Raw genomic sequence first — 26,349 nt, forward strand, 5'->3', positions numbered from 1 at the left:
GGGCGGAAAAGCGCGGGCCCCGAGCGCGCCCGCGCCCTAGGATCGACGGTCATGGTTGATCTCTATCCTCCGACGAGTCCCTACGGCCACGGTTTCCTCGACACCGGAGACGGCAACCGGGTCTACTACGAGCAGCTCGGCAACCCCGAGGGCAAGCCCGTCCTGTACGTCCACGGCGGCCCCGGCGCGGGGACGCCGGACCGGCCCACCCGGGCGTGGGATCCGGAGTGCTACCGCGTGATCCGCTACGACCAGCGCAACTGCGGCCGCAGCACCCCGCACGCCGGCGACCCGGCGGCGGACATGAGCCTGAACACCACGCAGCACCTGATCGACGACATGGAGCGGCTGCGCGAACACCTCGGCATCGAGCGGTGGTTGCTGAACGGTGCCTCCTGGGGTTCGACCCTCCTGCTGGCCTACGCGCAGCAGCACCCCGAGCGGGTCAGCGAGATCATCATCCAGGCGGTGACGACGACCCGCCGGGCCGAGACCGACTGGCTCTACCGGGGCGCCGGGTCCTTCTACCCCGAGGCGTGGGACCGGTTCCGCGAGGGCGTGCCCGAGGACGAGCGGGACGGCGACCTGCTCGCCGCCTACGCGCGGCTGATGGAGAACCCCGACCGGGCGGTCCGGGCGAAGGCCGCCGCCGGCTGGCTCGCCTGGGAGGACGCGGTCATCTCGAACGAGCCCAACGGCTCGCCCGGCATGTACAGCGCCCGGGAGGTCGACGAGCAGATCGCGTTCGTCCGGATCTGCGCCCACTTCTTCAGCAACGGCGCCTGGCTGGAGGAGGACCAACTGCTGCGCAACGCCCACAGGCTGGCCGGGATCCCGGCGGTGCTGGTGCACGGCCGGCACGACATGGGCTGCCCGGTGCAGACGGCCTGGGAGCTGGCGAAGGCGTGGCCGGGCGCGCGGCTGCACATCTCCGAGGACTCGGGGCACATCGGCAGCGAGGAGATGAAGAACACCGTCCGGGAGGCCATCGAGGAGTTCAAGCACCGCTGATCCTGCTCGGGTTCCGCCACTCGTCGATCACGACTCGATGCCCTCCCGGGTACGGGCTCACAGCCAGCGGTCGTACCAGGCGCGGATGCGCCGGAGGGCGTCGAGTTGATGGGCGCGCTCGTGCAGCCCGTGGCCCTCCCGGGGGTAGACGACGAACTCGTGCTCGACGCCGAAGTGGCGCAGTGCGCGATGGAAGTGGACGGCCTGGCCGAGGGGGACGTTGGTGTCCTGCTCGCCGTGCAGGATCAGGACCGGGGTGCGGATCCGGGACGCGTAGGAGATCGGGCTGTTCCGGTCGTGGAGGTGCGGTCCCGGCCCGTTCCAGCCGGTGCTGCCGCCGAGCGCCGCGTCCATGGCTCCCCACTCGCCGGTCCCGGCCTGCATGCCCCAGTCGGTGATGCCCGCGCCCATCATGGCGGCCTTGAACCGCCCGGTCTGGCCGATGGCCCAGGCCGCCATGAAACCGCCGTGGCTCCAGCCGGAGATGCCCAGGCGTTCGGGATCGGCGACTCCCTCGGCGACCAGCAGGTCGATCCCGGCGAGGATGTCGGTCCACTCGTCGCCGCCCACCGCTCCCGCCACGACGGCGGCGAATTCATGGCCGTGGCCCGACCCGCCCCGGGGATTGGGCAGGAAGACCGCGTATCCGGCGGTCGCCAGCCACTGGCCGCAGTCGACCGCGGTGAGCGTGAACTCGTCGGCATGGCGGAAGTAGGGGCCGCCGTGGACCATGGTGACGAGCGGGAACGGGCCCTGGCCCCGAGTCCGGCCGGCCGGCAGGATCAGCAGGCCGTCCAACTGGAGTCCGTCGGACGCCTGGTAGCCGAGCCGTTCCTGGGTACCCCAGCGGATCCCGCGCAGTTCGGGGCTGGTGTCGCTGAGCCGGAGCAGTGGCCCGCCCGTGGGGCCCGCGTGGACGTTCCTGGGCTCGCGCGCGGTGCTCAGCAGCACGGCGAGGGTCGCTCCGGAGCGACTCGCAGTGAGCCCGGCGAGCGTGCCGGGCGTGCCGAACGTGCCTGGCGTGCCGGGCGCGCAGGACAACCGGTGGAACCGCAGCGACTGCGGATCGAGCCGGTACAGCGCGGTGTCCAGCCCGTCGGCGAACAGCGCCAGCGGCGGCCCGTCGGCGACCTGCACCAGCTCGGTGGGGCAGGCGGACATGCCGACCGTGAGATCGCGCTGTTCGACGGTCGGGCCGGTCGCCGGCGGCACGGTGTCGATCACGGCGAGCGCGCCGACCAAGTGCCCGGGGGTCACCGCCAGGTGGGCCAGATGCCATTCACCGTCGTGGTGCCACCAGACCGGGGACCGGGCCTCGAATCCGACCGGGCCCAGGTCCTGGACGGCTCCCGTCTCCGGGGCGACCAGGTGCAGTCCTGCCGTCGTGACGCCGGGGTCGAGCTCGGGGGTGGCCCAGCTCAGTACGGCCAGCGGGCCGCCGTCCGGACGCTGGGCCACCTCCACGACATGGCGGTCTCCGAGGCCGTCCACGGTGCGGACCACGCCGGTCGCCAGGTCGAGCAGGCGCAGCCGGGTGGCGGGGAGGTGCCGGCCCCAGACCTTCGCGTCGTCACCCTCGGCCTCCCGGAGTTCGTCCTCCGGGGTGGGCTCGTCCTCGGCGAGCAGCGCCACGGTGCGGCCGTCGGCGAGCGGGTAGTGGTCGCAGATGCCCCCGCGCCACCTGGTCAGGGGCTCCGCCCGGGCGATGTCCCCGCTGCCGTCCAGAAGGATCCGCCGGAGTTGAGCGGTGCCCCGCTCCTCGCGGTCGGAGGTGAGAAACAGAGAAGCCGAGTCCGGCGCCCACTTCGGGGCGGCGGCGCGGGCCGTGCCGTCGGTCAGCCCGCGCGGGGCGGCGCTGCCATCGGCGGCGGCGACCCAGACGGAGCTGTGCGGGCGTCCGTCCCTTCCACTGTTCGCGACCACGCCGTAGGCGACCAGGCGACCGTCCGGCGAGATGGCCGGCGCCGCGGGGGCGGCCATGTCCACCACCAGTTCCGCGGTGAGCGGGTCGGTCGACTCGGGAGTCGGTCGCGGTGCGGGATGCGGCATGCGGGCTGCCTTTCACTCGCCAGTACGACGGACGGACATCGTGTCGCACCGACGGGCCGGTGTCAGTCGGGTTTCGGAGAATCGGGCCGTACGCGGCCCTGTCGAGTGCGGCCACCGGCTCGAAACAAGCAGGCGTGATTGCTTTTTTTCGCGCCCGGTGCCACGCTGCTGCCCGGCGGCGCTCGTGTGGGGGCGTCGCCAACCCGTCGGCAGGGGAGGCGCTTTGGCGCGCGAACGCTCGGTACTGCGGGTCGGCAACGCCTCGGGGTTCTACGGGGACCGCTTCGCGGCGGTGCGGGAGATGCTCACCGGCGGGCCGCTGGACGTGCTCACCGGGGACTACCTGGCGGAGCTGACCATGCTCATCCTGGCCCGGGACCGCCTGAAGGACCCGTCCCTCGGCTACGCCCGGACGTTCCTGCGGCAGATGGAGGAGTGCCTCGGCCTGGCGCAGGAGCGCGGGGTGCGAATCGTGGTGAACGCGGGCGGGCTGAATCCGGCCCGGCTCGCCGCGGAACTGCGGAACCTGGCGCAGCGCCAGGGCCTCGCGGTGGCCGTCGCCCACGTCGAGGGGGACGACCTGCTGCCGCGCAGGAGCGAACTCGGCTTGCCTGACGGCCTGTTGGCCGCGAACGCCTACCTCGGCGGCTTCGGGGTGGCGGCCTGCCTGGCCGCGGGCGCCGAGGTGGTGGTCACCGGGCGGGTCACCGACGCGGCGCTGGTCGCCGGGCCCGCGATCGCCCACTTCGGCTGGACGGCGGCGGACTTCGACGCCCTCGCCGGGGCGGTGGTCGCCGGGCACGTGCTGGAGTGCGGCGCCCAGGCGACGGGCGGGAACTACGCGTTCTTCCGCGAGCACGACGTCACCCGCCCGGGCTTCCCGATCGCCGTACTGCACGCCGACGGCTCCAGCGTGATCACCAAGCACCCGGGCACCGGCGGCGCCGTCACCGCGGGCACCGTCACCGCCCAACTCCTGTACGAGACGGGCGGTGCGCGCTACCTGGGCCCGGACGTCACCGCCCGGCTGGACACCGTGCGGCTCGCCGAGGAGGGGCCGGACCGGGTCCGGATCGACGGGGTACGCGGCGAGGCGCCGCCGCCCATGTTGAAGGTGGGCCTGAACCGGCTCGGCGGCCACCGCAACGAGGTGGTGTTCGTCCTCACCGGCCTCGACATCGAAGCCAAGGCCGACCTGGTGCGGCGGCAGTTCCTGGACGCCCTGCCGCCCGCCGCCCGGCCCGCCGAACTGCGCTGGACGCTCGCCCGGACCGACCACCCGGACGCCGGCACCGAGGAGGCCGCCTCCGCCCTGCTCCGGCTCACCGCCCGCGACCCGGACCAGGCCAAGGTCGGGCGCGAACTGGGCAAGGCCGCCGTGGAGTTGGGGTTGGCCGGTTACCCGGGCTTCCACCTCACCGCGCCGCCAGGCCCCGGCGCGCCGTACGGGGTGTTCGCCGCCGCGTACGTCGACGCCGAGGCCGTCGAGCACACCGCCGTGCTACCGGACGGCCGCCGGCTCGCCGTCCCGCCGGCCCCGGTGACGAGCCGGCCGGCCGAGACCTCCGAAGAGCCGACGCTCCCCGCAGCACTCCCAACTGGACTCCCAGCTGCACTCCCCGCAGAACCCCCCGCCGGCCCGCGTCGCCGCGCCCCGCTCGGCCTGGTGGCCGGCGCCCGCAGCGGCGACAAGGGCGGCGACGCCAACCTCGGCGTCTGGGCCCGCTCCGAGGCGGGATGGCGCTGGCTCGCCCACACCCTCACCGTCGACAAGCTGCGCGAACTCCTGCCCGAGACCGCCGACTTGCCCGTCACCCGGCACCTGCTCCCGAACCTGCGCGCGGTCAACTTCACCCTCACCGGCCTGCTCGGCGAAGGCGTCGCCGCCCAGCACCGCTTCGACCCGCAGGCCAAGGCCCTCGGGGAGTGGCTGCGCTCCCGCCACCTCGACATCCCGGAGGCCCTGCTGTGACCGTGCTGCCCACCCGCGTCGACCCGGCCGGGCCCGAGTACGCCGAGTACCGCGCCGCGATGCTCGCCAAGCTCGCCGGGCTGGACGCCGAGCACGCCAAGGCGCTGGCCGGCGGCGGCCCCAAGTACGTGGACCGCCACCGCGCCCGCGGCAAGCTGCTGCCGCGCGAGCGGATCGAGCTGCTGGTCGACCCGGACTCGCCGTTCCTGGAGCTCTCGCCGCTGGCCGCCTGGGGCAGCGACTACCCGGTGGGCGCGGCGCTGGTCACCGGCATCGGCGTGATCGAGGGCGTGGAGTGCCTGATCACCGCCAACGACCCGACCGTGCGCGGCGGCGCCAGCAACCCGTGGACCCTGCGCAAGGCCCTGCGCGCCAACGAGATCGCGTTCGACAACCGCCTCCCGGTGGTGAACCTGGTCGAGTCCGGCGGGGCCGACCTGCCCAGCCAGAAGGAGATCTTCATCCCCGGCGGCGCGCTGTTCCGCGACCTCACCCGGCTCTCCGCCGCCGGAATCCCCACCGTGGCCGTGGTGTTCGGCAATTCGACGGCCGGCGGCGCCTACGTCCCCGGCATGTCGGACCACACCGTGCTGGTCAGGGAGCGCGCCAAGGTGTTCCTCGGCGGCCCGCCGCTGGTCAGGATGGCCACCGGTGAGGAGGCCGACGACGAGTCGCTCGGCGGCGCCGAGATGCACGCCCGCACCTCCGGCCTGGCCGACCACTTCGCGGCGGACGAGGCGGACGCGCTGCGGCTGGCCCGCCGGATCGTCGCCCGGCTGGACCACCGCAAGCCGGGCCCGTCGCCGGACCGGCTCGCCGAGCCGCCGAAGTACGACGAGGAGGAGCTGCTGGGCATCGTCCCGGGCGACCTCAAGGTGCCCTTCGACCCGCGCGAGGTGATCGCCCGGATCGTCGACGGCTCCGACTTCGACGAGTTCAAGCCGCTCTACGGCACCAGCCTGGCCACCGGCTGGGCCCGGCTGCACGGCTACCCGGTCGGCGTGCTGGCCAACGCGCAGGGCGTGCTGTTCAGCCCGGAGTCCCAGAAGGCCGCCCAGTTCATCCAGTTGGCGAACCAGCGGGACATCCCGCTGCTGTTCCTGCACAACACCACCGGCTACATGGTCGGCCGGGCGTACGAGCAGGGCGGCATCATCAAGCACGGCGCGATGATGATCAACGCCGTCGCCAACTCCCGGGTGCCGCACCTGTCGGTGCTGATCGGCGCGTCCTACGGCGCCGGCCACTACGGCATGTGCGGGCGGGCGTACGAGCCGCGCTTCCTGTTCGCCTGGCCGAGCGCCAAGTCCGCGGTGATGGGCCCGCAGCAGCTCGCCGGGGTGCTGTCGATCGTCGCCCGGCAGTCGGCCGCCGCGAAGGGGCAGCCGTACGACGAGGACGCGGACGCGGCGATCCGCGCCATGGTCGAGCAGCAGATCGAGGCCGAGTCGCTGCCGGTCTTCCTGTCCGGGCGGCTGTACGACGACGGCGTGATCGACCCGCGCGACACCCGTACGGTGCTCGGCCTGTGCCTGTCCGCGATCCACAACGCGCCGGTCGAGGGCGCGCGCGGCTACGGCGTCTTCCGGATGTGAGACCGAACTGTTCGACCGAGCTGCGAGACCGAGCTGCGAGACGGAGCTGTGAGGGGCACCCGAGACATGATCACCAACCTGCTGGTCGCCAACCGTGGCGAGATCGCCCGCCGGGTCTTCCGCACCTGCCGGGCCCTGGGCGTCGCGACCACCGCCGTCCACTCCGACCCGGACGCCGGGGCCGCGCACGTCCGTGAGGCCGACGCGGCCGTGCGGCTGCCCGGCGCCGCGCCCGCCGACACCTACCTGCGCGCCGACCTGATCGTCCGCGCCGCGCTGGCGGCGGGCGCGGACGCCGTCCACCCCGGGTACGGATTCCTGTCGGAGGACGCCGGGTTCGCGCAGGCCGTGCTGGACGCCGGGCTGGTCTGGGTCGGCCCGCCGCCGGCCGCGATCGCCGCGATGGGCTCCAAGACGGCCGCCAAGCGGCTGATGGCCGAGGCCGGGGTGCCCGTGCTGGACGCCCTGACCGACCCCACCGAGGCCGACCTGCCGCTCCTGGTCAAGGCGGCGGCGGGTGGCGGCGGACGCGGCATGCGGGTGGTGCGCGCGCTCGCGGAGCTCCCCGGCGAACTGGCCGCCGCCCGCGCCGAGGCGGCGAAGGCCTTCGGCTCGGACGAGGTGTTCTGCGAGCGCTACCTGCCCGCCGGGCGGCACGTCGAGGTCCAGCTGCTGGCCGACGCGCACGGCACGGTCTGGGCGGTCGGCGACCGCGACTGCTCGCTCCAGCGGCGGCACCAGAAGGTGATCGAGGAGGCCCCGGCCCCCGGCCTGCCCGAGGCGGTGCGCGCCGGGCTGCACGCGGCGGCCGTCAGCGCCGCCCGGGCGATCGGCTACACCGGTGCCGGTACGGCCGAGTTCATGCTCGGCGAGGACGGCCGGTTCCACTTCCTGGAGATGAACACCCGCCTCCAGGTCGAGCACCCGGTCACCGAGGCGGTCACCGGACTGGACCTGGTGGCGCTCCAACTCGCCGTCGCCGAGGGGGAGCGGCTGCCCGGGCCGGTCCCGCCGCCCGCCACCGGCTGCGCGATCGAGGCCCGGCTGTACGCGGAGGACCCGGCGAAGGACTGGCAGCCCGCCACCGGCACCCTGCACCGCCTCGAACTCACCGTGCCGTACCAGGAGTTCGGCGGCCGGGGCGTCCGGCTGGACTCCGGCGTGGCGGCCGGCGACGAGATCACCCCGCACTACGACGCGATGCTCGCCAAGGTGATCGCCTGGGCGCCGACCCGCGCCGCCGCCGCCCGCCGGCTGGCCGACGCGCTCGCCCGCGCAGAGGTCCACGGGCCCGCCACCAACCGGGAGTTGCTGGTCCGGGCGCTTCGGCACCCGGCCTTCCTGGCCGCGCGCCTGCACACCGGCTTCCTGGCCGAGCACGCGGCCGAGCTCACCGCCCCGGACGGCAGGGAGACCGCGCGCGCCGCCCTGGCCGCCGCCCTCGCCGACGCCGCCGCCCGGCGCACCGGGCCGCACGGCGCACTGCCGTCGGGCTGGCGCAACCTGCCCTCGCAGTCGCAGTCCAAGCGCTACCGCACCGACGACGGCGCCGAGTTGGAGGTCCGCTACCGCCTCACCCGGGACGGCCTGCGGGCCGACGACCACCCGCGGACGGAGCTCCTGGACGCCTCGCCCGAGCAGGTCACGCTGCGCGAGGGCGCCGTCCGGCGCGGCCACCGCGTCGCGCGCTACGGCGACCGGGTGTACGTCGACACCCCGAACGGCGGCATCGCGCTCACCGCCCTGCCGCGCTTCCCCGACCCCGCCGCCCGGGCGGACCCGGGCGCGCTGCTCGCCCCGATGCCCGGCACCGTCGTGCGCACCACCGCCGCCGTCGGCGACACCGTCACCGCCGGTCAGCCGCTGCTCGTCCTGGAGGCGATGAAGATGGAGCACCGCGTCACCGCCCCCGCCGACGGCGTCCTGGTCGAACTCCACGCCGCCCCCGGCCGGCAGGTCGAACTCGGCACCCTGCTCGCCGTCGTACAGCCCGAGGCCGATCCCGCCGCCGGTCCCGCCGCCGAGCCGACCGCACCAGCCGCCGTCCAGCCCGCCGCCGAGCCGACCGCACCAGCCGCCGTCCAGCCCACCGCAGAAGCCTGAGGAAGGACCCCGCATGTCCACCATCGGCAGTCAGCTCATCGAGACCACAGAACGCCGGGCCCTGCGCCAGGCCGTCGGCGACCTCGGCCGCCGCTACGGCTCCGCCTACTACATGGCCAAGGCCCGGGCCGGCGAGCCCGCCGACGAGCTGTGGGCGGACGCGGGCAAGGCCGGCTACCTCGGCGTGAACCTGCCCGCCGAGTACGGCGGCGGGGGCGGCGGCATCACCGATCTGGCCATCGTGCTGGAGGAGTTGGGCTCGGCCGGCTGTCCGCTGCTGCTGCTCATCGTCTCCCCGGCGATCTGCGGCACCGTGATCGCCCGCTTCGGCACCGAGGAGCAGAAGCAGCGCTGGCTGCCCGGACTCGCCGACGGCAGCCGCAAGATGGCCTTCGGCATCACCGAGCCGGACGCCGGCTCCAACGCGCACCGGATCTCCACCGTCGCCCGCCGGGACGGCGGGGACTGGCTGCTGACCGGCCGCAAGGTGTTCGTCTCCGGCATCGACCACTGCGACGCCGTGCTGTTCGTCGCCCGCACCGAGACCGCGGACACCGGCGGGGGCCGCAGGCTCAAGCCCTGTCTGTTCATCGTCCCGCGCGACGCCGCCGGCTTCGAGTACCGGGCGATACCGATGGAACTCGTCGCCCCCGAGAAGCAGTTCCAGGTCTTCCTGGACGACGTCCGGCTGCCCGCCGACGCCCTGGTCGGCGACGAGGACGCCGGCCTGTTGCAACTGTTCGCGGGCCTCAACCCCGAGCGCGTGCTGACCGCCGCGTTCTCCCTCGGCCTGGCCCGCCAGGCCCTCGGCAAGGCCGTCGAGTACGCGAAGACCCGCACCGTCTGGTCCACCCCGATCGGCGCCCACCAGGGCCTGGCTCACCCGCTGGCCCAGTGCGCGGTGGAGATCGAGCTGGCCCGGCTGATGACCCAGAAGGCCGGGCTGCTCTACGACGCGGGGGAGGACCTGGCCGCCGGGGAGGCCGCCAACATGGCCAAGTACGCGGCCGGCGAGGCCGCCGCCCGTACCGTCGATCAGGCGGTGCAGACGCTGGGCGGCAACGGCCTCACCCAGGAGTACGGGCTGGGCGCGCTGCTGGCCGCCACCCGGGTCGGCCGGGTCGCCCCGGTCAGCCGCGAGATGGTGCTCAACTACGTCGCCCAGCACACCCTCGGCCTCCCGAAGTCCTATTAGTCCGCCTCCTTCCAGGGCGCACCGGAAGCACCTACCGGACCCACCGGACGCACCCACCGGACGCACCCGCCCGGCGTGCCCCCGGTGGGTCACCAGAGGGACATCTCGGCGAACTTTGCAGTGGCGGACGTCATGGTCCGTATGCTCCTGTTCGTACCCTCGGTCGACCTTTCGCCGCGCCAGCCGATGCGTCAACTACCTTTCTGGAGGCTTACTTTGGTGTTCCGCAGCGAATTCCCGGACGTGCCGACGGTGGACCTGCCGATCCATGAGGCGGTGCTCGGCGGCGCGGCGGCGTACGGTGACCGGCCGGCCCTGATCGACGGCGTCACCGGGGAGCGCGTGAGCTACGCGCGGCTCGCCGCCGGCGTCGAGCGGGTGGCCGCCGGACTGGCCGCGGCCGGGGTGCGCCAGGGCGACGTGGTGGCCCTGTTCAGCCCCAACACGCTTGGCTACCCGACGGCCTTCTACGGTGCCACCCGGGCCGGCGCCACCGTGACCACGGTGTCCTCGATGGCCACGCCCGCCGACCTGGCCGGGCAGCTCGGCGACAGCGGCGCCCGCTGGCTGGTGACCGTCTCCCCGCTCCTGCCGACCGCCAGCAAGGCCGCCGCCCTGCTCGCCGAGCAGGGCGGCCCACTGGCCGAGATCCTCGTCCTGGACGGCGCGGAGGGCCACCGCTCGCTCGCCGACCTGCTGACCACCACCGGCCCCGCCCCCGGGATCGCCATCGACCCGGGCCGGGACGTCGCCGTACTGCCCTACTCCAGCGGCACCACCGGACTGCCCAAGGGGGTGATGCTCACCCACCGCTCGATCGCCACCAACCTCGCCCAGTGCGACGCCCTCTACCGGCCCGCCGTGGGCGAGCGGGTGCTAGCCGTGCTGCCCTTCTTCCACATCTACGGCCTGACCGCGCTGCTCAACCAGCCGCTGCGCTGCGGCGCCACCGTGGTGGTGCTGCCCCGCTTCGACCTGGAGCAGTTCTGCCGCACCATCGAGGAGCAGCGGGTGCAGGCGCTGGTGGTCGCCCCGCCGATCGCGCTCGCCCTGGCCAGGCACCCGGTCGTGGACCGCTTCGACCTCTCCTCCGTCGAGTACCTGCTGTGCGCGGCCGCTCCGCTGGATCCGGAGCTCGCCGCCGCCTGCGCCCGCCGCCTGGGCCTGCCGCACCTGCTCCAGGGCTACGGCATGACCGAGCTGTCCCCGGTCACCCATGTGGTCTCCCCGCTGGAGCGCGACCCCTCGCCCGGCTCGGTGGGGCGGCTGATTCCCTCCACCGAGCTGCGGGTCGCCGCCCTGGACGGGGCCGGCGAGGACCTCGGGCCCGGCGAGCCGGGCGAGCTGCTGATCCGGGGCCCGCAGGTGATGAAGGGGTACTTCGGCCGGCCCTCCGACACCGCCGCGGTGGTCGACTCCGAGGGCTGGCTGCACACCGGCGACGTCGGCTTCGTCGACGACCGGGGGTACCTGTACATCGTCGACCGGGTGAAGGAGCTGATCAAGTACAAGGGCCACCAGGTGGCCCCGGCCGAACTGGAGGCCGTGCTGCTCGGCCACCCGCAGATCGTCGACGCCGCCGTGATCGGCGTCCCGGACGCCGACGGCACCGAGTGCCCCAAGGCCTTCGTGGTCCGTGCTCCGGGCAGCGGCCTGAGCGCGGAGGACGTCACCGGCTTCGTGGCCGGGCTGGTGGCCCCCTACAAGAAGGTCCGCGCGGTGGAGTTCGTCGAGGCCGTCCCCAAGTCCGCGGCCGGCAAGATCCTCCGCCGCGAGCTGCGGGCCCGCGAGGCCGAGCGCCGTGCGGCGTCCGCGACCGCAGCCGCCGCGCCCACCGCCCCCGAGGCCTCCCGCTGAGCGGCCGGGCCCCCGGCGGCCGAAGACCGGCGCCCGTCTGTGAGGATCGACCCGCCGAGCACGGCGGGCCCGCCGACCGCGACGGGCCCGTCGGGCACGACCGGCCCGCCGAGCCCCCACCGGAACAGGAACCGCCGCCAGCCATGACCAGCCACCCCGCCGTCCGCACCCCCCAGCAGGACCGCAGCCGTGCCACCCGGGCCCGGCTGCTCGCGGCGGCCGTGAACTGCCTGGCCGAGCTCGGCTGGCACGGCTCCACCGTCACCGTGGTCGCCGAGCGCGCCGGAGTGTCCCGGGGCGCCGCCCAGCACCACTTCCCGACCCGCGAGGACCTGTTCACCGCGGCCGTCGAACACGTCACCGCCGAGCGGCTGGCCGCCGTCCGCGCCCACACGGACGAGCTGCCGGCCGCCGGCCCCGACCGCACCCGGGCCGTCGTCGACATGATCGTGCGCCTCTACACCGGTCCCCTGTTCCGCGCCGCCCTGCACCTGTGGACGGCCGCCGCCACCGAGGAGCCGCTGCGCGAGCGGATCATCGCCCTGGAGGGGCACGTCGGCCGGGAGGCCCACCGGGCCGCCGTCGAGTTCCTGGACGCCGACGAGACCCGCCCCGGCGTGCGCGAGTCCGTGCAGGCCACCCTCGACCTCGCCCGCGGGCTGGGCCTGGCCAACCTGCTCACCGACGACAGCGTCCGACGATCCGGGGTGATCCGGCAGTGGACCGGCGTTCTGGAGAGTACGCTGCGGCCGGTACGCCCATGACTCCCGTACTACCGGAGCGACCGGACGACCCCTGACCAAGGGGTCGCCGGGCGGCCGATGTCCGTGCAGTCTGGAGAAGAATCCCGGCCGACACGGACCGTGAGGCCCCCGGCCGGGCACGAGCCGAACCGGGGTGCTGCCTGATCATGCACGGAAACGAGTGGGACGTGACCTCCGCCGCCGGCCCCGCACCGGGCGGCACCCCCGTACGCCCCGAAGGCCACCGACTCGTCCCGCTCGCGACGGCCCTGCTCCAGGGCGACGGCCTGATCCTGCACTGGAGCGAGGACGCCGAGGCGCTGCTCGGCTACTCCGCCGAGGAGGCCGTCGGCAGCTACGCCGCCCAGCTGCTCACCGACGGCACCGACCGCCCCGAGGTGCTGTCCCTGTTCTCCCACATCATGGGCGGCTCCACCGGCTGGTCCGGCGTCTTCCCCGTCCGCCACCGCGACGGCCACAAGGTCGACCTGGAGTTCCGCACCTACCCGATCGCCGGCCCGGCCGGCACCCTGCTGCTGCTCGCCACCGCCTCCGACATCCGCGCCCTCCAGGCGGTCGAGGCCGACCTCGCCGTCCTCGACGGCGTCTTCGACCGCTCACCGATCGGCATGGCCGTGTACGACACCGAGCTGCGCTACGTCCGGCTCAACGAGGCGCTCGCCCGGATGAACGGCGTCCCCGTCGCCGCCCACCTCGGCCGCCGGATACCCGCGGTGCTGCCGGGCATCAACAGCGTCGAGATCGAGCAGACCATGAGGCAGGTGCTCAGGAGCGGCAAGCCCGTGGTGGACGCCCGCTCCCACGGCCGGGTGCCCGGGGACCCCAAGCGCGACCGCGCCTGGTCCGCCTCCTACTTCCGGCTGGAGGACTCCACCGGCCGGGTCTTCGGCGTCTGTTCCTCGATCATCGACGTCACCGAGCGCTTCCAGGCCGAGGCCCGCGCCGCCCGCGCCCAGGAGCGGCTCGCCACCATCGCGGAGGCGACGGCCCGGATCGGCACCACCCTCGACCTCCAGCGCACCGCGGAGGAGCTGATCGAGGCCGTCGTCCCCCGGTTCGCCGACTTCGCCACCGTCGACCTGCTGGAACCGGTGCTGCGCGGCGCCGAACCCACCCCCATCCCCTCCGACCGGACGGTCACCCTGCGTGCCGTCGCCGTCGGCGAGTCCTACGAGTCGGGCCTCGCGCACGCCGTGGACACCGTCGGCGAGACCTCCGAGTACGCCCCCGACCGCAGCTACACCCAGTGCCTGCGCAGCGGACGCCCCCTGCTGCGCGCCCACGTGGACGCCGAGGTGCTGCGCGGCCTGGTCGCCAGCGAGGACCGGGTCGAGCCCGGCATCGCGGCGGGCATCCACTCGTACCTGATGGTGCCGCTCACCGCCCGGGGCATGGTGCTCGGCGGCTCCGAGTTCATCCGGATGCGCAACTCCGAGCCGTTCAGCGACGCCGACGTGGCGCTCGCCGAGGAACTGGTCGCCCGCACCGCGCTGGCCATCGACAACGCCCGGCTCTACCGGCGCGAGCGGGAGACGGCGCTCACCCTCCAGCGCAGCCTGCTGCCGCAGGAGATCCACCGCACCCTGGGCCTGGAGATCGCCTACCGCTACCTGCCCAGCAGCGTGGTCAGCGAGGTCGGCGGCGACTGGTTCGACGTCGTGCCGCTGTCCTGCGGCCGGGTCGCCCTGGTGGTCGGCGACGTGATGGGCCACGGTATCCGGGCCGCCGCCACCATGGGCCAGCTGCGCACCGTCGCCCGCACGCTCGCCACCCTCGACATGCCGCCCGAGCAGGTCCTCACACGCCTGGACGAGACCGCCTCGGGCATCGGCGAGGGCCAGTTCGCCACCTGCATCTGCGCGGTATACGACCCGCTGGAGCGCACCGTCCAGGTCGCCTCGGCCGGCCACCTGCCGCCGATCTGGGTCGCCCCCGACGGCACCGCCAGCAGGGTCGAGGTGCCACCCGGCGTGCCGCTGGGCGTCGGCGGGGTGGCCTTCGAGTCGATCGAGTTCACCCTGCCCGAGGGCGGCATGGTCACCCTCTACACCGACGGCCTGGTCGAGCGGCGCGGCCAGGACCTCGACGACGGCATCGACCTGCTGGCCGACACCCTCGCCGGGCCCGGCCGGACCCTGGAGGAGAACTGCGACGCCGTCCTCGGCGCACTGGTCACCGACGGCACCGAGGACGACATCGCGATGATCATGGCGCGGGTGCTGCCGCTGCCCGCCGACCGGATCGCCACCCTCCCGCTCACCGGCGGCGGCCGGCTGCCCGGCAAGGCCCGCCGCTTCACCCGCGCCACCCTGGACGCCTGGGGCCTGACCGCCCTCTCCGACTACGCCGAACTGCTGGTCAGCGAGCTGGTCACGAACGCCCTGCTGCACGCCGACGCCCCGCGGCGGCTGCGGCTGTTCCGCGACCGGGTGCTCACCCTGGAGGTCTCCGACGCCGGCGGGGCGGCCCCGCAGCTGCGCCCCTTCGCCGAGCAGGACGAGGGCGGGCGCGGCATGTTCCTGGTCAGCGAGCTGGCCCAGCGCTGGGGCAGCCGGCTGACCAGGGACGGCAAGGTGGTCTGGGCCGAGCTGGAACTGCCCTTCGGGGCTGCTTAGTTCCCCGTCAGCGCGGGTCAGTCCCCGGTCAGTGCGCTTCCCCGGTCAGTGCGCGGCGAGCGGGTAGTGGTCGGAGAGGTCGGTGTAGGTGTAGCTCTTGCCCCAACTGCTCACCGTCCACGGCGCGCTGTGCGTGCGCAGGACCTGGTTGGTGTACTGCTGCGGGCGGGCGTGGTCGGCCCGGTAGAGCACGTAGTCCAGGTCCTCCTTGGGCTCGCCCGGGTAGCGGTAGGCGGCGATGGAGTTGTCGGCGGTGTCGAAGGAGTACGGCCAGCCCGTGCGGGCGGAGGCCGGCGCCAGGTTGGCGTTGTCCAGCAGGGCCTGGTACTCGGAGCCGTGCGAGTCGATGTTGAGGTCACCGGCGAGCAGGATCGGCTCGTTCGCCGGGATCTGCTTGGCGTCCAGGAAGCCGCGCATGGCCGTGAGCTGCTTGGCCCGGATGGCGGCCGGCTGGCCGTTGGAGCAGCCCGAGTCGGTGGACTGCAGGTGGGTGCCGACCACGTGGGTGCGCTGGCCGTTCACGTTCAGGACGGCGTAGACGAAGCCCTTGTTCGAGAAGTAGTCCGAGCCGCAGGCGTCCTTGTAGACGTACTGCTCCTTGCGCAGGATCGGCCACTTGCTGAGCAGCGTCACGCCGCCGTCCTCGGGGGTGGTGGAGCTGTAGCTGCCGGAGGTCGCGTCCCAGCCGCTGGTGGAGCGGCCGACGACCGGGGTGTGGTACGGGTAGGCGGCCGAGGCCTTGGCGGTCAGGGCGTCGGAGGCCGCGTTGTCGAAGGCCTCCTCCAGGACGACCACGTCGTGGCCCTGGAAGAAGTCCGCCGAGGCGATCGCCTGCGCCCGGTGCTCCTGGCCCCAGTTGGGGTAGAGGGTCGTGCTCATCAGGAACGTGTTGTACGTGAGGACGTCCAGCGCGGGCGCGGTGACCGGGGCGCTCTCGGTCGTGGCGCCGGTGGCGGCCGTGGCGGGGGCGGTGGCGAGCGCGCCGAGCACGGCGGCGGCAGCGCAGGCGGCGGCGGCCTTGCGGAGGGACGACAGCGGCATTGGGGCTCCGTGAGGGTATGACGTGAACGCGACGGTCAGTGGATGGTGTACATCCAACGTCGCCGCCCGCACGGTGCACAAGACCGCGCAAGAGCATTCGGTGAACGCAGTTGAAACACTGTCACCGCCAAGAACGCGCGAACCCCACCACCCGCTGAGGGTGGTGGGGTTCGCGAGAGTTGTGCGCGTCAGACCTCGCCGAACTCGCCGGCTTGGACGGCGGCGACGAACGACGACCAGGCCTCGGCGGGGAAGACGAGGGCAGGACCCTCGGGGTCCTTGGAGTCACGGACGGGCAGTACACCCGGGAAGCCGGGGGCCACCTCAACGCAAGACCCGCCATTGTTGCTGTAACTGGCCTTGACCCACGCGGCGTCGGATAGGTCTACAGGAGTGATCATGACGTTCCTCTCACGCCTTGCACTTTCGGATCAGCTCCAGTGACGCAGCCTTCGAGAGCGCTTCAACCTGGAGCTGGTGGCAGTCCCGCTCCCAGGCTTGAGCAGTCTCGGCGTCCCGCGAGAGGAAGCCGCGCAACTGGCACTCCGAGTATGCCAGGAGTTTTCGATCCGCCAGGGTCAGCAGCGTGACCATCATGGTGAACGGCAGCTCTTCTGCAAGAGAAAGCGGCGCCACTTGGATCGTGATGTTCGGACGAGTGGCGAGGTCTTCAAGGTGCGCAAGCTGCCGAGCCATGACCTTGCGCCCGCCCACCGGTCGTAGAAGGGCGCCCTCGTCCAGGACGAAGTGGAGCCGGGGCGCAGGCTGCCGGTCAAGTAGCTTCTGGCGCGTGGCAAGGAAGTCGAGCCGATCCGCAGCCTGCTCCTCGGTGACGCTGCCGCGCCGCACGGCGGCCGAGGCGAAGGCTGCGGCGTACTCCATTGTCTGCGCCAGGCCAGGCACGATGCCCAGTTCGAAGTGGTTGATGCTCAGGGCCTTCGCTTCTTGCTGGGCGTACTCGGGAAACCCTTCCAGCAACGATGAGCCGCTGAGACTCCAGTACGTCAGTTCTAGTGTTCCACCGGCACCAAGGGCCCGGTCGGCTTGTACGACCCAGTCGAGTGTGGGACTGCGTGTCCCTCGTTCGAGGTTGGAGATCTGACTGTCACTCAAGTTCGTCATCGCCCCGAGGTCGGTCTGTGTGAGCCCCGCCGCCTTGCGCAGCCTGCGGAGTTGTGCGCCGAAGGCCTTGAGGGGTGATGCGGACGGGTCCAGCTCGGTCTCGCGCATGATCAGACCTCCGTTGCATTCCTTATCCCACAGGGGATTTCGTCAAGTGGAGAACCCTTCCGATCGTAGAGGCTGTCGCGCCACCATGGCTACACCAAGTGACACGCCAAGAGCGAAGCGCTACGGAGACCCCATGCCCGAAAACCCGAAATCCGCGCTGCCCGACTTCGTCCGCAACGAGGTGGTGCGGGACCTGAAGCACCGAGACGACGACGGCAAGCCGAAGGAGGGGGTCTTCATGGAGATCCTCTGCGGGGCGGCCTTCCTGAGGCCGCTCGGCGGGGGGTGCGAGTGGACGACCAGGCCCGATCAGCTGCGACGGTGCGACCCCAGGGAGATCGCGCCGGGTACAGGGAGCAGCCCGCAGCGTCGGCCGATGTTCCCGGAGCCGGCGTGACCTCGGGGGAGATGCTGCTCGCCGGGCTGCACCTCAGCTCGTTGGCGGCCGGCGGCTTCACCGCTGTGGTCAACGGCTGCCGCGCCGCTGTCGGCCGAACCGCGAACCGGACCGACAAGCTCCCGCCACCGCGCCGCGAGTGCTCATCCCGCGCGGTGGCGGGGTTCAACGCCCGTCCGTGACAGGCAATCACGGACGGGCGCCGGCAGGCCTACCTCCCCTGCCGGCCGGCTCCGAGGGCACGTTGGCGCCAGACCCTCGCCGAGCCACACCGCTCCCCGTCGGCCACTCCGCCGACGGGGAGCGGCCGCCTCAATCACCGGTCAGTGGAGCCCAGATCTCCCCTGGTCGGAACCCCTGCCCCAGGGACAGTGAACCGTTGCCCAGTCAGCCGGCTGCCCGGGGCGGGCAGCCAGTTTGAACCAGCCCATCCGCACCACCGAACTGGAAGGGAGCACAACGTGAACACCATCATGACGTTGGCGCTGGACGTGCCCGGCACCGTAGAGCTGGAGCTGACCGACAAGTGTCAGATGTCGTGCGGGCACTGTCTCAGTGACTCCGGCCCGACCGTGCCGCACGGCGCGATGACCCTGGACGACTGGAAGGCGGTGATCGGTGAGTGCGCCGAACTTGGCGTCAAGGTCGTCCAGCTGATCGGCGGAGAGCCCACGACCTTTCCGGGCTGGGCGGACCTCGTCGACCACGCGCTGAGTCACGGACTCGGCGTCGAGGTCTTCTCCAACCTCTTTCACGTCACGGACAAGGGTTGGGCGGTCTTCTCGAAGCCGGGCGTCCGGCTGGCCACCTCGTACTACTCCGTCAACTCCGGGGAGCACGACAAGGTGACGAACAAGCCGGGCTCCCACGAGAAGACTCGGACCAACATCGTCAAGGCCGTCCGCCTCGGTATTCCGATCCGGGCCGGCGTCGTCCGCTGTCACGACGGGCAGCTGGAGAAGCTGGCCGTGGACGAGCTGCGGGCGCTGGGCGTCGAAACCGTCACCCTGGACAACGCACGCGCGGTTGGACGAGGCAGCGGCGGTACTGCGCCGACCATGGATGCCCTGTGCGGTAGGTGCGCGCTGGGGCGGCTGGCCGTTCTCCCCGACGGCGCCGTTGTCCCGTGTGTGCTCGGAAGGTTTCTGCCGACCGGCAACGTGCAGGATCCGGGCGGGCTCCGGAGCGTCCTCACCGGCCCCCGGTGGGCGGAGATCACCGCGAGCATCCCGCGCAAGGCCGCCATGGGTTGTCCGCCGAATGACTCCAACGACTGCAACCCGGCCAACACGGAGGCGTGCGCGCCGAAGTACGAGCTCGTCCCCGTGTCGCTCGGTGGCTGTCCGCCGAACGACAGCAACGACTGCAACCCCGCCAACACCGAGGCGTGCGCGCCGAAGTTCTGAAAGGCTCCCGAGGCATGACAAACATCCCATGGCAAGGACGGGCCGCCGATCTGGCCGCTCGGGCGACCGATCCGGACTCCCGATGGCGGAACCCGGTGGCTGGCATCCCCCGGCACGAACTGGTCCCCAGGTGGTGGGAGCCTGTCGAGGACGGCACTTGGCAGCTTCAGGTAGGGGAAGCGAACCCGGACTTGTGGCTCCAGCAGGCCTACGGGAACGAGTCCCTGGTGACCAGCGTGGGCGGGTTGCACGCGGACCATGCGAAGCCGGATGACCGCCCGACCGGGCTGCCCACGTCGTCGGCCACGCTCACGCCGCTCGTGGTCAAGATGCTGCGGCACGGCCGGATCGCCGCCGAGCACGACCTGCTGGACATCGGCACCGGCGCGGGCGGGTTGACCGCCATTGCCGCCACGCGGCTCGGTTCGGACCGCGTGACGAGCGTGGACATCGACGGGTACCTGGTCGACGCCGCGCGGGACCGCCTCGCAGGCATGGGGCTGAGCCCCCACTTCGTCACTCAGGACGCCACCGACGCCCTCCCGGGTGACTACGACCGGATCGTGGCCACCGTGTCCGCCCGCCCCGTTCCGGTCTCGTGGCTCCAGGCGCTTCGGCGCGGAGGACGGCTCGTCACCACCATCGCGGACACGGCGCTGATCCTGACGGCCTGGAAGACCCCGGACGGCGGAGCGACCGGAGTGATCGAGCGCGACTGGGCGGGCTTCATGACCACGCGCCACGGCTCCGCCTACCCGCCCGGCCTGGACGAGCTGTTCGAGACCGCCCGCGAAGCCGACGGGGAGAACGTCAAGCTCTTCCGGTACCCGGTCACCGACATCCGCAACAACTGGGAAGTCTGGTCGATGCTCACGATCAGCATCCCGGGCATCGAAGTCGACTTCGAGGAGACCCCCGAGGGCCGTACGGCCTGGCTCGCCCATCCGGACGGGTCGTGGGCACGGGCCGAGGCAACGAAGTTCGAGCCGCCGACCGTCCACCAGAGCGGCCCCCGTCGCCTGTGGTCGGAACTCGAATCCATCCGGAACTGGCGGGAGGTCGAAGGCGGCCTGCCGCTCTACGGCTGCCGCGCCGTCGTCACCCCGGACGGCGCGATCCACCTGTCCCGGGGCCGGTGGTCGGCCACCATCGGCTGACCGTAACCGGACGGCCCCGTCCGGCTTCTCCAGGGCGGGGCCCTGCCTGGAACGGTGTCATCGGCGGCGATGCGCGATCGCCACTGCCCGCCGTGGGCAGTGGGGCTCGGACAAGGTGCGCGTCAGACCTCGCCGAACTCGCCGGTCCGGATCGTGGCGATGAACGATGACCAGGTGTCGGCGGGGAAGACGAGGGCAGGACCCTCGGGGTCCTTGGAGTCGCGGACGGGAGCGAGGTTGGGGACGTCGGTGGCGACCTCCACGCAGTTGCCACCGTTGTTGGAGTACGAGGATGTGATCCAGGAAGCGCCGGACAGGTCTACGCGGTCGGTCATGACTGGAATTCCCTTCGGGCCCGATGATGAACTGTCAGGTGTCATAGGGCTACCCCGGAAGTCAGGCAGGCAGATGCTGGTGATCGCGCCGACCTGATCGGCGCTCAGCCCGCGTCGACTTCCGCCCTCCACATGGTGCGGAGTTGCGCCTCGACGTCGCCGGCCTGGCGGAGGCCCGCCTGGTAGGCCGGTTCCCAGGCCGCCAGGTCGCCCGTGTCCGAGCCGAAAGCGCGCACCGAGGCCGGATCGGGGCCGATGGTCACCACGGCGTCCGCCCCCACTGCCGCCAGCTGCTGGTTGAGCGGTTCCCGGGGGAACAGGTGAGCCATCGGCTCGACCACGACCAGCGTGCGGGCTCCAGCGGCGAGGTCGGCGTTGGGGCCCGCACGCAGCGCACCGTCCATGTACCGCCGGCCGTCGATGGCGACGGGCGGTGCGGCTCCGGGGAAGGCGCTGCTCGCCGCCACCGCGTGCACCAGCGGCACGCCGCTGTCGCGGTCCCACACCACGGGCTCACCGGTGGTGGCACAGACGGCGGCGATCAGCAGTCGTCGCTCCGGCCACGCGTCCGCACCGATCAGGGCGGCGCGCCCCGCGATCAGCGCCTCCTCGGCTCGGGGGTCGGTGCCGTCGAGCGCGAGGCGGCCGACGCGACGCCTCGCCTCGCCGGGTTCCAAGCCGCGGTCGCCGAGTACGGCGAACACCGCGCCCATCCGCTCGGGGTCAGGCTTGACCCGGTGAGCGGCCTGGCGAGCGGAGGAAGCGAGCCGCCCCGGGTCCTGTCCGGTGGCGAGCAGCGTTCCGACGATCGAGCCGGCTGACGTGCCGACGATCAGGTCGGCCTCGCCCAGATCCACGCCGTTGCGGCGCAATCCGTAGGCCAGTCCGGCTGTCCAGGCCGTGCCGACGTGACTTCCGGGGCCCAGGACGAGCGCTCGGTCGACGGTGTGCATGTGGTCTCCCCTCGTTATTGAAACAGTCGTACCATATACTCGCCAATGCCGTTTCAACTCCGATGCGCCGAAGGGAGATCCACCGTGGGGCGACCCGCCGACCCCGCCCGTCGTGAGCGCACGTTGGCGCGGGCGACCGACTACGTGCTGGCGCACGGCCTGGCCGGACTGAGCCTGCGACCACTGGCCGCAGCCCTCGACACCAGTCCACGGATGCTGCTCTACGACTTCGGCAGCAAACAGGAGTTGGTCGCGGCGGTCCTCGCCGAGGCCCGCCGCCGAGGCGCGGTGCGTCTGGCCGGACACCCTCCGCCGATGAAGGGCTCCGTGCAGGAGCGGCTGCGGGGCATCTGGGGGTGGATCAGCGCGGACGAACGCGCGCCGTTCGTCCGGCTGTTCTTCGAGGTGCACGCCGATGGCCTGGTCCACCCCGAGAACTACCCCGACCAGGCCGAGGCGATCACGGACTGGTTCGACACTCTCGGCGCCACCTTCCGGGACGTCTCCACCGGCCCTGACGACACCGTCACGCCCACGTTGGTCATGGCCGTCATCCGGGGTCTGCTGTTCGACCTCACGACCACCGGCGACCGCCGGCGCACCGATCGTGCGCTGGACCGCTTCGCTGAACTCCTCGGGCGGTGAACGCGCGAGAGGCGTGACGGACGGGGCTGCGTGTGGTGACGGTGACGTCAGCGCGGCCGAGGTAGGTGCACGTGCCGGTCCTGCCCCGCGCCGTATCCGGCAGCCGCCATGGCGATGCCGAGGACGGCCAGGACCGTGAGCGGAAGCGTCCAGCTGCCCGTGGTGTCGTGCAGGATCCCGAGGAGGAGGGGCCCGGCCGCCGCCACGAGGTAGCCGATGGACTGCGTCTTGCCGGCCGGCGCGGCGGCTTCGCCGGAGCTGCCGGCGCGTCCGCTCTGGAAGGTCAGCGCGAGGACGAGGCAGGCGCCGCCGCCCAGCCCGAGCAGGGGGCACGCCACGACGGACAGCGCGGGGGCGGACACCAGCACGGTGAAGCCACCGGCGGGAACGGCCGTGGCCGTTCCCGCCAGCGGGTGCGGAGGTGGGTGCGGAGGAGGAGGGCGGACCGGCTACAGCAGGTGCTGCGCCCGGAGGTCCGCCACGTACTTGGTGATCAGGTCCTGCGACAGGTGCGGGATGTCGTTCTCCTCGTTGAGGGCGGCGGCCCGGACCGCCTCGCGGAACCGGTCCGCCGGCAGGGCGGATCCGGGCAGCGGCTCCGACGGCGTGGAGAAGGCGTGCAGCAGGGGGAGCAGCGAGTGCTGCCGCTGGCGGTCGGGCAGAGCGCGTATGGCGCTCTCGAAGCGGTCGAGCCACTCGTCGTAGTCGTCGATGCGCGTCAGGGGGTGTCCGGCCGCCGCCAGCCAGTCGACGAAGGTGTCGAGGGAGATTCCGTCCTCGTGCGGGTTCACGATGTTGAAGGTCCGGTACCCCTCCCGGGTGTCGTCGCCCAGCGCGGCGACGGCCTGCGCGGTGAAGTCCACGGGCAGCGCGTCGTAGTGCCCGTCGACGTCACCGGTGCCCCGGGCGTAGAAGCTGCCGGGGGCGATGCCGGTCGCCAGCAGGCTCAGCAGGAGGCGGGTGAACACGTCCGGGACGTTCAGCTGCCCCCGGTAGCGCGGGTGGGCGAGGATCAGGTTCGAGCGGAACACGGCGACCGGGAGGCCGAACGTGTCGTGCGCCTCGCGCAGCAGCACCTCGCCCGCCCACTTGCTGGCCGCGTAGCCGTTCGCGTAGCCGCTGCCGAGGTCGCGCGTCCCGCAGGCCGTGCGGATGTCCGCGTCCTCGTCGGCCGCGGCCTCGGAATCGAAGACGACGGCGACCGTCGACAGGTAGGTGAACTGTTTGGCCCTGGAGGTGACCGCGAGCCTGATCAGTTCGGCCGTGCCCAGCACGTTGGGGCCGAACAACTGGTCGTAGGGCAGGACGTGGTTGACGAGTGCCGCCGGGTGGACGATCAGGTCCACGGTGTCGGCCAGCCGCTGCCAGGTCTCCCGGTCGAGTCCGAGGTCGCGCTCCCCGACGTCGCCGGCGACCACCTCCAGGTGCTCGGCGGCCAGGCCGTGGTAGCGCCGGAGGAGCTCCGGGTCGCCGCTGTCGAAGGCCGCGTCGAGCCGCGCCCGGGCCGACTCGTCGGTGGCGCCGCGGACCACGCAGACCAGTGTGCCGCCGCGCTGCGCGACGCGCTCCAGCCATTCGAGGCACAGGAAGCGGCCCAGGTAGCCGTTGGCGCCGGTCAGCAGGACGGTCCGCGCCTCGGGCAGCGGGCCCCTCGGCCTGCCGGTCCGCGTCGGGGTCCCCGTGTCGAGGAACGCGTCCAGTGTCAGGTCGCCCGCCACGAGCCGCGTCGCGCCCGGTCCGTGGACCTGGTCGGCGGTCGGGCGCCGGTCGCCCGACGCGAGGGCGTTCTCGATGTGGTCGGCCACCCGCTGGAGCGTGTTGACCGGGTTGATGACGACGTCGACGGGGACGTCGACGCGGTAGACCTCCTTGAGCAGTTGGGAGAACGACAGCGCGGAGAGGCTGTCGCCGCCGAGTTCGAGGAAACGCGTCCCGGGGTGGACGTCGTCCTGCCGGTGTCCGAGCAGCGCGCGGGCGGCCTGGCACACGGTCTCCGGTACGGGCCGGGACGGGCCGACCTGGCGCAGTGCCCGGAGTTCGTCGCTCTCGCGCTCGGTCAGCTCGGCGTACAGGGCTTCGAGGCGCTCGCCGTAGCGCTTCGCCAGCGCGGGGCGCAGCAGCTTGCGCACGCCGGAGAGCAACCCGTTCTGCTGGCTGAACGGCTCGGTCTCGATGAGGAAGTCCCGTGGGATCTCGTACGAGTTGAGGCCCGCCTCGGTGGCGAGGCGGTGTAGGGACTCGCGCAGGAGCGACCTGAGACGCGGACCGTCCTCGGCGGCGAGGTCGAGCGCCTCCTGGGTGGGCACGATGACCGCGAGCAGGTAGGCGCGGGCGCTGTTGCCGTACACGAAGACCTGCCGGACGAGCGGACTGTCGGTGAAGAGGGCTTCCAACCGGGAGGTGGCCACGAACTCGCCCTGCGACAGTTTGAGGACGTTGGAGCGGCGGTCGACGTAGACGAACTCGTCGGGGCCGGTGAGGGCCACGATGTCGCCCGTGCGGTAGAAGCCGTCCTCGTCGAAGACCTGGGCGGTGGCGTCCGGCTGCTGGAAGTAGCCGGGAACGAGGCGTTCCGACTTGACCAGGAGTTCGCCCCTGGGGTGCGGGGAATCGGTGCGGAAGTACCCCAGCCCGGGCACGTCCGCCAGCCGGTGGTCGGTCACCGGCGGGCGCAGCACCCGGCCGTCGAGCGAGACCAGCCCGGCTTCCGTCGACCCGTAGCCGTTGAACACCCTGATCTGCAGGCAGCTCTCCAGGAACGCCGCCAGCTCCGCGCTCATCGGGGCCGAGCCGTAGGTGGCCCACAGGAGGCGGCCGCCCAGGGTCTTCTCCCGCAGCTCCTCCTTCGCGCGGTCCGCCTGCCCGGCGGTGTCGCCCCCGACCTCGTCCGGCTCGTTCCGGCGGGCCGACTCGCTCCGGTAGCGCTGGAAGAGCATGTCGCAGATGCGGGGCACCAGGATGAACTCGGTGGGCCGGACCAGGGAGAGGTCCACGAAGAGGGTCGACAGGTCGCTCGACGCCACGAAGTGGGCGGTGCCCCCCTTGGCGAGCGTGCCGAACAGCACGCCCCGTCCCATCATGTGGCTCAGGGGCAGGTAGTTGAGCACGATGGACGGCTGCGTCCCCTGGCCGGGCACGAAGTCGATCCAGAAGTGCTTGACGAGACGCTCGGTGTACACGGCGCCCTTGGGGGTGCCGGTGCTCCCCGAGGTGTAGATCAGCGCGCTGAGCGTGTCGGCCGTCGAGCCCTCGGGGACCCGGGGGAGCGGTGGCAGGCTCCTGCCCCGCTCGATGACCGAGGCCAGCGTGTCCAGGGTGACGCCCCGGCCCTGCGCCGCGAGCCGTCCGCGCGCGGCGTCCAGCGCCTCCTGGTGGTCGGTGACCTCCGGGCGGTGGCCGAGCACGACGATCCTGCCCAGTGACGGGGCGTCCGCCGCGATCTGGAGCGCGACGTCCAGGTGCGCCACGTCCACCGCCATCAGGCGTGGTCCGGTCTGCGCGACGACGGGGGCCAGGTGTTCCGCCGAGGCGCCGGCCTGGAGGGGGACGCTCACCGCGCCGGAGCGGACGCAGGCCAGATCCAGCACGGCGTACTCGGGGCTGGTGGAGCCGAGGACGGCGACGAAGTCGCCCGGGCCCACGGCGTGGTCGGGGTGGTGGCGCCACTCGGAGGCCACCGCGCCGACGCGTTCCCACAGTTCGCCGTAGGTGACGGTGTCGAACCGGTCCAGGAGGCGCAGGGTGGTGCGGCCGGTGTCCGGGTCGGTCACCGGCTCGGTGGCGCGCTCGCCCAGGGCGGGGCGGTCCGCGTACCCTTCCATCACCGTGGCCACGAGGTCGGCGAGCGGTAGGCCCGGCCGCCGGATCGCCTCGCTGACGGCGTCCAGGGGTGCGGCGGCACGGAACTGCGGATCCGTCGCGTACAGGTGGGCGGTGCGCTGGGCGGTGCGTGCGTCGAGGTCGTCGGCCGGGGGCGGTAAGACGGACATCGGTGTTCTCCTCTACGGCCTCGAAGGCCTGTGCA

General features: G+C 72.7%; 21 protein-coding genes. 13 read left to right on the forward strand and 8 right to left on the reverse strand.

From position 1 onward, the window contains the following. Positions 1-51 precede the first annotated feature (51 nt). On the forward strand, positions 52-1,011 hold the full coding sequence (gene pip, locus ACIP37_RS06135) for a prolyl aminopeptidase (protein WP_363588881.1): 960 nt from the start codon (positions 52-54) through the stop codon (positions 1,009-1,011). A gap of 57 nt (positions 1,012-1,068) precedes the next feature. On the opposite strand, the gene ACIP37_RS06140 is transcribed toward pip, so the two are convergent. Continuing rightward, positions 1,069-3,060, reverse strand: a complete 1,992-nt coding sequence (locus ACIP37_RS06140) for a S9 family peptidase (protein ID WP_400802833.1) — start codon at positions 3,058-3,060, stop codon at positions 1,069-1,071. Between the two features lie 301 nt (positions 3,061-3,361). Here ACIP37_RS06140 and ACIP37_RS06145 point away from each other — a divergent pair, with 301 nt between their 5' ends. From ACIP37_RS06145 to ACIP37_RS06175, 7 genes are all read left to right on the forward strand, one after another. Then, the gene (locus tag ACIP37_RS06145) at positions 3,362-5,032 is read left to right on the forward strand and encodes an acyclic terpene utilization AtuA family protein (RefSeq protein WP_400843467.1); all 1,671 of its coding nucleotides are present in this window, start codon (positions 3,362-3,364) and stop codon (positions 5,030-5,032) included. Next, the gene (locus ACIP37_RS06150; protein WP_363588887.1) at positions 5,029-6,627 is read left to right on the forward strand and encodes a carboxyl transferase domain-containing protein; all 1,599 of its coding nucleotides are present in this window, start codon (positions 5,029-5,031) and stop codon (positions 6,625-6,627) included. Before ACIP37_RS06145 ends, ACIP37_RS06150 begins: the two co-directional genes overlap by 4 nt. A gap of 66 nt (positions 6,628-6,693) precedes the next feature. Then, positions 6,694-8,730, forward strand: a complete 2,037-nt coding sequence (locus ACIP37_RS06155; protein ID WP_400802830.1) for an acetyl/propionyl/methylcrotonyl-CoA carboxylase subunit alpha — start codon at positions 6,694-6,696, stop codon at positions 8,728-8,730. Positions 8,731-8,743: 13 nt separating this feature from the next. After that, on the forward strand, positions 8,744-9,925 hold the full coding sequence (locus ACIP37_RS06160; protein WP_363621641.1) for an acyl-CoA dehydrogenase family protein: 1,182 nt from the start codon (positions 8,744-8,746) through the stop codon (positions 9,923-9,925). Between the two features lie 216 nt (positions 9,926-10,141). Continuing rightward, complete coding sequence (locus tag ACIP37_RS06165) at positions 10,142-11,782, forward strand: AMP-binding protein (protein WP_363584635.1); 1,641 nt, start codon at positions 10,142-10,144, stop codon at positions 11,780-11,782. A 143-nt stretch (positions 11,783-11,925) separates the two neighbouring features. Next, positions 11,926-12,546, forward strand: a complete 621-nt coding sequence (locus ACIP37_RS06170; protein WP_363584637.1) for a TetR/AcrR family transcriptional regulator — start codon at positions 11,926-11,928, stop codon at positions 12,544-12,546. A 146-nt stretch (positions 12,547-12,692) separates the two neighbouring features. Next, positions 12,693-15,161, forward strand: coding sequence for a SpoIIE family protein phosphatase (locus ACIP37_RS06175; RefSeq protein WP_363584639.1), 2,469 nt, complete (start codon positions 12,693-12,695; stop codon positions 15,159-15,161). Positions 15,162-15,206: 45 nt separating this feature from the next. Here ACIP37_RS06175 and sph read toward each other — a convergent pair whose 3' ends face one another. From sph to ACIP37_RS06190, 3 genes are all read right to left on the reverse strand, one after another. Further along, on the reverse strand, positions 15,207-16,202 hold the full coding sequence (gene sph / locus ACIP37_RS06180; RefSeq protein WP_363584641.1) for a sphingomyelin phosphodiesterase: 996 nt from the start codon (positions 16,200-16,202) through the stop codon (positions 15,207-15,209). A 188-nt stretch (positions 16,203-16,390) separates the two neighbouring features. Beyond that, complete coding sequence (locus tag ACIP37_RS06185) at positions 16,391-16,603, reverse strand: DUF397 domain-containing protein (RefSeq protein WP_363584643.1); 213 nt, start codon at positions 16,601-16,603, stop codon at positions 16,391-16,393. A 10-nt stretch (positions 16,604-16,613) separates the two neighbouring features. Beyond that, positions 16,614-17,432 (reverse strand): helix-turn-helix transcriptional regulator, encoded by an 819-nt coding sequence (locus tag ACIP37_RS06190; protein ID WP_363584645.1) that lies wholly within the window; start codon positions 17,430-17,432, stop codon positions 16,614-16,616. A 133-nt stretch (positions 17,433-17,565) separates the two neighbouring features. Between ACIP37_RS06190 and ACIP37_RS06195 the strand changes: the two genes are divergently transcribed. From ACIP37_RS06195 to ACIP37_RS06210, 4 genes are all read left to right on the forward strand, one after another. Next, complete coding sequence (locus tag ACIP37_RS06195) at positions 17,566-17,829, forward strand: hypothetical protein (RefSeq protein WP_363584647.1); 264 nt, start codon at positions 17,566-17,568, stop codon at positions 17,827-17,829. Further along, positions 17,826-18,011 carry a hypothetical protein gene (locus tag ACIP37_RS06200; protein ID WP_400802822.1) on the forward strand — a complete coding sequence of 62 codons (186 nt, stop codon included), beginning with the start codon at positions 17,826-17,828 and terminating at the stop codon, positions 18,009-18,011. The genes ACIP37_RS06195 and ACIP37_RS06200 overlap by 4 nt, the downstream gene beginning before the upstream one ends. A 291-nt stretch (positions 18,012-18,302) precedes the next feature. Beyond that, complete coding sequence (locus ACIP37_RS06205; RefSeq protein WP_400843470.1) at positions 18,303-19,235, forward strand: radical SAM/SPASM domain-containing protein; 933 nt, start codon at positions 18,303-18,305, stop codon at positions 19,233-19,235. Positions 19,236-19,426: 191 nt separating this feature from the next. Further along, a complete protein-coding gene (locus ACIP37_RS06210) occupies positions 19,427-20,392 on the forward strand; it encodes a methyltransferase domain-containing protein (protein WP_363629780.1) in 966 nt (321 codons plus the stop codon). 122 nt (positions 20,393-20,514) lie between these two features. Here ACIP37_RS06210 and ACIP37_RS06215 read toward each other — a convergent pair whose 3' ends face one another. Then, complete coding sequence (locus ACIP37_RS06215; RefSeq protein ID WP_363584659.1) at positions 20,515-20,727, reverse strand: DUF397 domain-containing protein; 213 nt, start codon at positions 20,725-20,727, stop codon at positions 20,515-20,517. A 104-nt stretch (positions 20,728-20,831) separates the two neighbouring features. After that, positions 20,832-21,680: a patatin-like phospholipase family protein gene (locus tag ACIP37_RS06220; RefSeq protein WP_363629782.1), complete on the reverse strand. Its 849-nt coding sequence runs from the start codon at positions 21,678-21,680 to the stop codon at positions 20,832-20,834. Between the two features lie 84 nt (positions 21,681-21,764). On the opposite strand from ACIP37_RS06220, the gene ACIP37_RS06225 reads away from it, so the two are divergent. Next, entirely contained in the window at positions 21,765-22,325 is a 561-nt protein-coding gene (locus ACIP37_RS06225) for a TetR family transcriptional regulator (RefSeq protein WP_400802818.1), read from the forward strand. Between the two features lie 47 nt (positions 22,326-22,372). Here the strand turns inward: ACIP37_RS06225 and ACIP37_RS06230 are convergent, their stop codons facing one another. Continuing rightward, positions 22,373-22,693 (reverse strand): hypothetical protein, encoded by a 321-nt coding sequence (locus ACIP37_RS06230; RefSeq protein ID WP_400802815.1) that lies wholly within the window; start codon positions 22,691-22,693, stop codon positions 22,373-22,375. 81 nt (positions 22,694-22,774) lie between these two features. Further along, the gene (gene car, locus ACIP37_RS06235; protein ID WP_400802812.1) at positions 22,775-26,314 is read right to left on the reverse strand and encodes a carboxylic acid reductase; all 3,540 of its coding nucleotides are present in this window, start codon (positions 26,312-26,314) and stop codon (positions 22,775-22,777) included. Between the last annotated feature and the right edge of the window lie 35 nt (positions 26,315-26,349).

Origin of the sequence: Kitasatospora sp. NPDC088861 (genome assembly GCF_044750105.1) — a bacterium.
GTDB lineage: Bacteria > Actinomycetota > Actinomycetes > Streptomycetales > Streptomycetaceae > Kitasatospora.

Coding starts and splice junctions, on each gene's coding strand:
- pip (WP_363588881.1), top strand. CDS start 52: ATGGTTGATCTCTATCCTCCGACGAGTCCCTACGGCCACGGTTTCCTC.
- ACIP37_RS06140 (WP_400802833.1), bottom strand. CDS start 3,060: ATGCCGCATCCCGCACCGCGACCGACTCCCGAGTCGACCGACCCGCTC.
- ACIP37_RS06145 (WP_400843467.1), top strand. CDS start 3,362: ATGCTCACCGGCGGGCCGCTGGACGTGCTCACCGGGGACTACCTGGCG.
- ACIP37_RS06155 (WP_400802830.1), top strand. CDS start 6,694: ATGATCACCAACCTGCTGGTCGCCAACCGTGGCGAGATCGCCCGCCGG.
- ACIP37_RS06160 (WP_363621641.1), top strand. CDS start 8,744: ATGTCCACCATCGGCAGTCAGCTCATCGAGACCACAGAACGCCGGGCC.
- ACIP37_RS06170 (WP_363584637.1), top strand. CDS start 11,926: ATGACCAGCCACCCCGCCGTCCGCACCCCCCAGCAGGACCGCAGCCGT.
- ACIP37_RS06175 (WP_363584639.1), top strand. CDS start 12,693: ATGCACGGAAACGAGTGGGACGTGACCTCCGCCGCCGGCCCCGCACCG.
- sph (WP_363584641.1), bottom strand. CDS start 16,202: ATGCCGCTGTCGTCCCTCCGCAAGGCCGCCGCCGCCTGCGCTGCCGCC.
- ACIP37_RS06185 (WP_363584643.1), bottom strand. CDS start 16,603: ATGATCACTCCTGTAGACCTATCCGACGCCGCGTGGGTCAAGGCCAGT.
- ACIP37_RS06190 (WP_363584645.1), bottom strand. CDS start 17,432: ATGCGCGAGACCGAGCTGGACCCGTCCGCATCACCCCTCAAGGCCTTC.
- ACIP37_RS06195 (WP_363584647.1), top strand. CDS start 17,566: ATGCCCGAAAACCCGAAATCCGCGCTGCCCGACTTCGTCCGCAACGAG.
- ACIP37_RS06205 (WP_400843470.1), top strand. CDS start 18,303: ATGACGTTGGCGCTGGACGTGCCCGGCACCGTAGAGCTGGAGCTGACC.
- ACIP37_RS06215 (WP_363584659.1), bottom strand. CDS start 20,727: ATGACCGACCGCGTAGACCTGTCCGGCGCTTCCTGGATCACATCCTCG.
- ACIP37_RS06220 (WP_363629782.1), bottom strand. CDS start 21,680: ATGCACACCGTCGACCGAGCGCTCGTCCTGGGCCCCGGAAGTCACGTC.
- car (WP_400802812.1), bottom strand. CDS start 26,314: ATGTCCGTCTTACCGCCCCCGGCCGACGACCTCGACGCACGCACCGCC.